Genomic DNA, 5,932 nt, shown 5'->3' on the forward strand with positions numbered 1-5,932 from the left:
TACTTATTTTACAAATTTATAATTTCGATTTTCTTTGATGCGCCTAATTTAACTTAGACTCTACAAAAGTACAAAAAAAATACGATTCTCCAAAGAATAACGAGAGTTTATTGTGAGGCCTTAATCTTCGAATTTATCTTTTTTTCTCTTTGTTATTTTTTAGAATAATTAGTTCCTAAAAGAAACAACACGACTTATTCATTTAGTATTATGTGAATCATAAGTTATATATCTCCTTATTATACATTCAATGAGATATACTGATAACTTAAAAATTTGCGAATAACAACATTCAGGCGAGAGTATAACCTATCTTGCTTCATGTCAGTTGTGTCGCATGCTATTCTGTGAATTTCATTACCACTTATAGGATGATTGTATTTACATAGCGAAGTAAGAAATAAATCAACTCCAGAAAGTTCAGCCCAATAAAATTCCAAATTTCCAGTAGCAATATATTTGGGAAGTATTACATGAGGTGTAATTTTATCTCCTACTAGATATGATCTTAATTCAAGTAGAGGCGAGGGGATAATGGAAATATCCATCACATTATATGATGAATATAGCATTTTGAGGTTCTGGCGTACAATACAAACTTCTGTTTCTCTTATACGACCAATTTCGGACTGCCATTTATTAAGAAAATATTTGGCATCACTTGCTAAATATAAAGGATAATTCATAGTTCACCTTTTTTATATAAATCTAATATTCGTTGAAAGTAGTCAGGATATTCTATGTACAATCGATGTGCCATTTGTTCTCCAATAATATACCATGTCTTATAAGCACCAACAGCATGAATGTATTGCTGTCTATGGGGAGTTTCCCAAAAATCTGTCAAACCAAGAAAATGTTCGTCTACATCTTCATCTATCAAGTACTCAATTTTTATATTTTTGGACTGAGCCAATGCATAAAATAGAAATTGCTCGTAAATAACATTAAACATACCAGGACGTTCTAATGTTCGAATAACATCAATGTTTTTATCCACAAAATCAAATGCCAATTTACAATATTCCTGAAAAAAACTTATATCAGTTCCTCCAAGAATCCCTGCATTAATCTCAATAATGCTGTCTGTTTTAACAAATGCTTCTTTAAGAAGATCTGGAACATAGTGAAATTTTTTTAGAATATCTTGAAAAAATTGTTTGTTATGAGGATAGGAAACCTCCAAATTATGTGCTACTAATTTGGATTCAAATAGTTGTTTCTTTAAAGGTTTCCATATGTAAATGTCATTATCCACATGTATGAATGGTTCTTTTATCAGAGAGTATGTGTATATTTTACCAATAGCCCAAAGATATTCTGGATATATAGTATTCAGCTCATCTAATGAGGTTGTCACTTTATTGTAAGGAAGGCCAATCTTATCGATAAATAATTCTTTTCCATGCTTATCTGTCACAAGATTAATTTTATGAAACTCGCTGAATTTTAGACAGCTAAACGCACAACTCATATAATGAAATAATCTTTTATTCCATCCTCCTTTATCTGCTTCTGGTCTAAAATAAGGTTTAGACCAGTAACTATGGACTAATTCAGTAACCATTATGATTGATAATTATAAATTAATTGTAAACATATAATTCTATATATTGTGACTCATTATCGATAGAAAACTATACTTTTTGAGAAAGAATTTTAAGATGCTGTTTTTGATGTCCTAAAAAAATATAAGATGCTATTTAAAACCGATTCTTCTCTATATTACCAGCACCACTCCCCTTATACCGAGAATGGGCAGCATTGAAGTTGTAGCGAAAGGTGACGGAGAAATCACGTGTATCGTAGAATTTGTTCACCATTGTACGTGTTAGGGCATCGTAGGTGATAAAATTCTGTCGTAATGTGCCAAAGAGATCATTGAGTTGTAGTTTGATACTCCATGCGTCATTATGGAAAGACTTGTACAATCCAAGGTTATTGATCCAATAGCTTTGTATGTAGGCATTGTCGCCATTGCCTGAGGTGCGGACGGAGACATCCACGTTCAGCCACACATCCCATGGGAGATGAATACTGTTGTTAAATCGGAAAATGCCCAACGGATGGTTGAGCTTCATTGGTTCACCATGATGTGTCAGCTGGAAATCCTGCCATGTGATACCAGCCGTCCAAACAGGATGCCAGCATCCGAAGAATGTAGGCGAATAGTTGACAATGGCACTGAAAGAATGAAAGCGTGGCATATTTTGCATGGTCAGCAGTGTAGCCTCGGAGTTACCAGGATAGGAAATTGTCTGCCACATAAAGTAATTATTGGTGGAGGTGTATTCCAGTTCTACAAAAAGTTCCTTCCAAGAAGATGAGAGCGAGAGATAGTCACGATAAATAGGGCGTAGATTGGGATTGCCCGACTCGTAGGTGTAACGATCGATATATTTCACAGCGGAACTTAGTTGTTCAAAGGCTGGGCGTGAAGTTTTGCGCGTGTAAGATAGGCTCATCTTTACCTTTCTAACAGGAAACGAGAGCGATACCGTAGGAGCAATGTTGTGATACGTACGGCTTTGATCTGGCGAGTATACGTCAAACTGGTAGAACTTAGCGCCAGTGGATTCCCACCGCAAGCCTATGTTGGCTGATACACTACCAAAAGTCTGGTTACTTTCGACAAACATAGCAGTTGTAATTTCTTCAACTTGGTTGTCATTGCTGGTAATATAGCTTGTGCTACCTACGTATAGATCAGTACGGTGTATGTTGCTGAACTCTGTGCCAAAGCGCAGGTCACCTTTCCATACTGGATAAGAAGCTGTTGCGTTGCCAGCAATTAAGCGATTGCAGACATTGCTTGCTGTCGTAAAGCTGCGCGCTGGATAAAGTGATGACAATTCCTGTTCGTCTGTATTACGGTCGTTAATTTGCCACAAAGCATCGATGTTTACGGACAATTGCCATTTGCCCACGGTTCCTAAATAATAGGCACTCAGCAAATGTTGGCGATTATGGCGATTGGCGGTGAATGTGTTGTCAAGACGCTCTTTAAACAAATTGTCGTTATAACGTGAGTTCTCTGATGGACCAGATGACATGGAAGGTTTGAACTTGAAATCGTAAAACATGCCGAAACTCTGCGTCTTATGGTTATAGTTGAGTCCAATCTTTCCTGCGTAGACAGGATATTTGGAGAATTCTTTACCCGTATTGTGTTGTTCGATAGTTGTTGCTGGCAAGTATTGTTTAATGCTGTTTTCATAGAATAGACGCTCACGATAGTTCTCATAGTTTAGTGTCCCGAAAAGGTCAAAGCCGTTGCGTCGGTAATTGAGATTTGTTTGTTCAAAGAGATAAGCGTAATGTTTGAATCCAAGTGTCGTTCGATCGTTGAAAGAAAAGCCTTCACCGATAGGTGCTACCGTTATGATTCGGATTACTGCATTGGCGATTGAGGTGTATTGTGCACCAGGAGATGTGATTACTTCCACATGCTTCACTTCCGAGGAAGACAACTGAGTAAGTTCTGACTGGTCATGTACCAGTCGATTATTGATATAGATGAGTGGAGTGCCTTTCCCCTGTACTTCTATGCCTGTGCCAAATCTGGTAACGAGCGGCATCTTGCCAATCAAATCAAGAGCTGTCCCTGCATGGGAGAGATAGGTGCCAGAAACGTCTACCTGTATGCCATCATTTTTAAGTTTAACCATTGGCCGCGTCCCCTTTACAACGACTTCATTCAATTGGAGGTCTATAGGGGTCAATACAACCTTGCCTATATTTCCTTTGGGATTATTTATCCAAAGCTCTTTATAGCCGATAAAAGAAATACGGAGTGTGCTTTGGACATTCTTATCTACGACTTGAAGTGAGAACGTTCCGTCATCCAGGGTGGATGTTGCCGTGATGAGTGTGGAGTCTTTTGCAGAGAATAGCGTAATATTGGCGAACTCGATGGGGGCGCCAGAGTTATCTATAACAGTTCCCTCAACATTATTGAAATCTTGTGCGAGAAGAGCCTGGAATGTCGACATCTGCAGTATAGTTATAAATAACAGCTTTGTTGAGAACAAACTATCTAAATGTATCATTATATTACTATTTAAAAGTTAGAATAAACATCAAAAATCTTATTGCCAGGATAAGGAATTGAAGAATTAAAGTGTAAAGGTATATTTTTTTTTCGAGAGGACAAAATTATTTATACAAAATAGTATCATTTTGTTGATAATAACATGTTTTACAAGAATATCTACAAATATAAAACTCAATTTCACGTAAAATCCCGATATTTCCTGTTTTTCCAGAAAACTTTCCTATACCTTTATATACTTATAACTTAGCTGCTTGATAACAGTATTCATCATTAAAATTATTAAGCAATGGAATCAAACAGCAATGACAATTACGTGCTGGTCTTGGAAGACCGCACTGAAGTGAAGAATGAGCAAGAAGCGGGAAAACTCTCCGTAATTTCTGGTATTGACGACAAGGGTAACCTTAAAACCACCGAAGCAATCGCTGCGAATCAGGCAGCGTTCTTGAAGTTTAACAACAAGGACGGACTTCTAAAAAACTTCATGAGCAATTTTCTCCGTCAGTTCAACGAGCCATCTCGTTTCGGACTGTACAAAGTTTTGGCAAACAATGTAGAACAAGGTGTGGACAATCTTCGCACCATGTTGCAAAGCCGCGAAAAGCCAGAAAGCAAACAGCAACTGACAGAGATTGGAGTATCCTTTGACGATTATCTGCCGAAAAAGAAGAACGCCACAGTCATTGATGAATCAAAGATTGATTGGAAGCAACTCGACAACCTCGGTCTTACCCGTGAACGACTGAAACAAAGTGGAGAGTTAGAAAAGATGCTTTCTTGGCAGAAGAGTAACCTTGTTACTATTGCCGTACCTATTGGTGATACAACGATCTACACCGAAGCACGTCTTGCTTTTCGTACGGACGATAGCGGAAATGTCGGCTTGGCTATCCACCCTTTACGCAAGGAGCCACAGCTCGACTTCCCCTATATGGGCTACAAGTTCTCGCCCGAAGAGAAAGAACAACTACTCACTACGGGCAACCTTGACAAGACAATCGAAGTAACGCCAAAGAACGGCAATGCTTTTTCTGCCTATGTCTCCATCGATCCACAGACCAACGAAATTGTTGCCTTACGTGCCGACCGTGTGAACATCCCCAAGGAAATCAAGGGTGTTACCCTTTCTGACGCTCAGTATAAAGACCTTGTGGAAGGCAAAGCCGTGAAGGTGGAGGGTATGACCGCCAAGAGCGGCAAGTCTTTCAACGCCACCTTGCAGGTCAATGCCGAGCGAAAGGGCATTGAGTTCATCTTTAGCGAGGGCAAGAGTTTAAGAGAACGACAGGAACACAAACAGACACAGCAGCAAAGTGTCCCACATAAGCTTTGCGGCTTGGAGTTATCAGAAAAACAGCGTGAAGCATTGGATAGCGGTCGCACACTCTATTTGAAAAACATGGTCGATAAGGAGGGAAACTCCTTTAACGCCTACGTTCGTATAGACAAGGAGCAGAACCGCCCACGTTTTTACAAGTGGAATCCTGACAAGAAGCAGGAAACCGGCAAGGAAAAAGTGGTTGCCGTAGCCGAAGAACACAAGACACAGGTAGCGGTCAATAATGACGGCAAGACCAACGAAGCCACGAAGAACGTGAAAGAGCCATTGAAGACAGGGCAAACACAGCCTACTGCTGCCCAAAAGCAAAAGCAGGACGAGAACAAACAGAAGAAGTCCCGTGGACGTAAGATGTAACCCTTAATTCTATTATCGACTATGACAACTTGTATTATTGCCGAGAAACCCTCGGTAGCCAGAGATATAGCCCGCATTGTTGGGGCAAATAGCAAGAAGGACGGATATTTAGAAGGAAGTGGGTATCTCGTTACATGGGCAATGGGACACCTTATTACCCTTGCCATGCCTGAAGCCTACGG

General features: G+C 39.5%; 4 protein-coding genes and 1 pseudogene. 2 read left to right on the forward strand and 3 right to left on the reverse strand.

The features are described 5' to 3' along the window. Positions 1-239: 239 nt before the first annotated feature. From HMPREF9018_RS02745 to HMPREF9018_RS02755, 3 genes are all read right to left on the reverse strand, one after another. Positions 240-686 (reverse strand): hypothetical protein, encoded by a 447-nt coding sequence (locus HMPREF9018_RS02745; protein WP_008447578.1) that lies wholly within the window; start codon positions 684-686, stop codon positions 240-242. Beyond that, positions 683-1,567: a DUF6734 family protein gene (locus HMPREF9018_RS02750; RefSeq protein WP_008447574.1), complete on the reverse strand. Its 885-nt coding sequence runs from the start codon at positions 1,565-1,567 to the stop codon at positions 683-685. The genes HMPREF9018_RS02745 and HMPREF9018_RS02750 overlap by 4 nt, the downstream gene beginning before the upstream one ends. Before the next feature lie 136 nt (positions 1,568-1,703). After that, positions 1,704-3,992: an outer membrane beta-barrel family protein gene (locus HMPREF9018_RS02755; RefSeq protein WP_231551761.1), complete on the reverse strand. Its 2,289-nt coding sequence runs from the start codon at positions 3,990-3,992 to the stop codon at positions 1,704-1,706. A gap of 348 nt (positions 3,993-4,340) precedes the next feature. Between HMPREF9018_RS02755 and HMPREF9018_RS02760 the strand changes: the two genes are divergently transcribed. Then, on the forward strand, positions 4,341-5,750 hold the full coding sequence (locus HMPREF9018_RS02760) for a DUF3945 domain-containing protein (RefSeq protein ID WP_008447576.1): 1,410 nt from the start codon (positions 4,341-4,343) through the stop codon (positions 5,748-5,750). Positions 5,751-5,771: 21 nt separating this feature from the next. Then, positions 5,772-5,932, forward strand: a pseudogene (locus HMPREF9018_RS10620) (toprim domain-containing protein); the annotation flags it as partial.

The sequence above is a fragment of the Prevotella amnii CRIS 21A-A genome (genome assembly GCF_000177355.1).
Lineage (GTDB): Bacteria > Bacteroidota > Bacteroidia > Bacteroidales > Bacteroidaceae > Prevotella > Prevotella amnii.

Coding starts and splice junctions, on each gene's coding strand:
- HMPREF9018_RS02745 (WP_008447578.1), bottom strand. CDS start 686: ATGAATTATCCTTTATATTTAGCAAGTGATGCCAAATATTTTCTTAAT.
- HMPREF9018_RS02750 (WP_008447574.1), bottom strand. CDS start 1,567: ATGGTTACTGAATTAGTCCATAGTTACTGGTCTAAACCTTATTTTAGA.
- HMPREF9018_RS02755 (WP_231551761.1), bottom strand. CDS start 3,992: ATGTCGACATTCCAGGCTCTTCTCGCACAAGATTTCAATAATGTTGAG.
- HMPREF9018_RS02760 (WP_008447576.1), top strand. CDS start 4,341: ATGGAATCAAACAGCAATGACAATTACGTGCTGGTCTTGGAAGACCGC.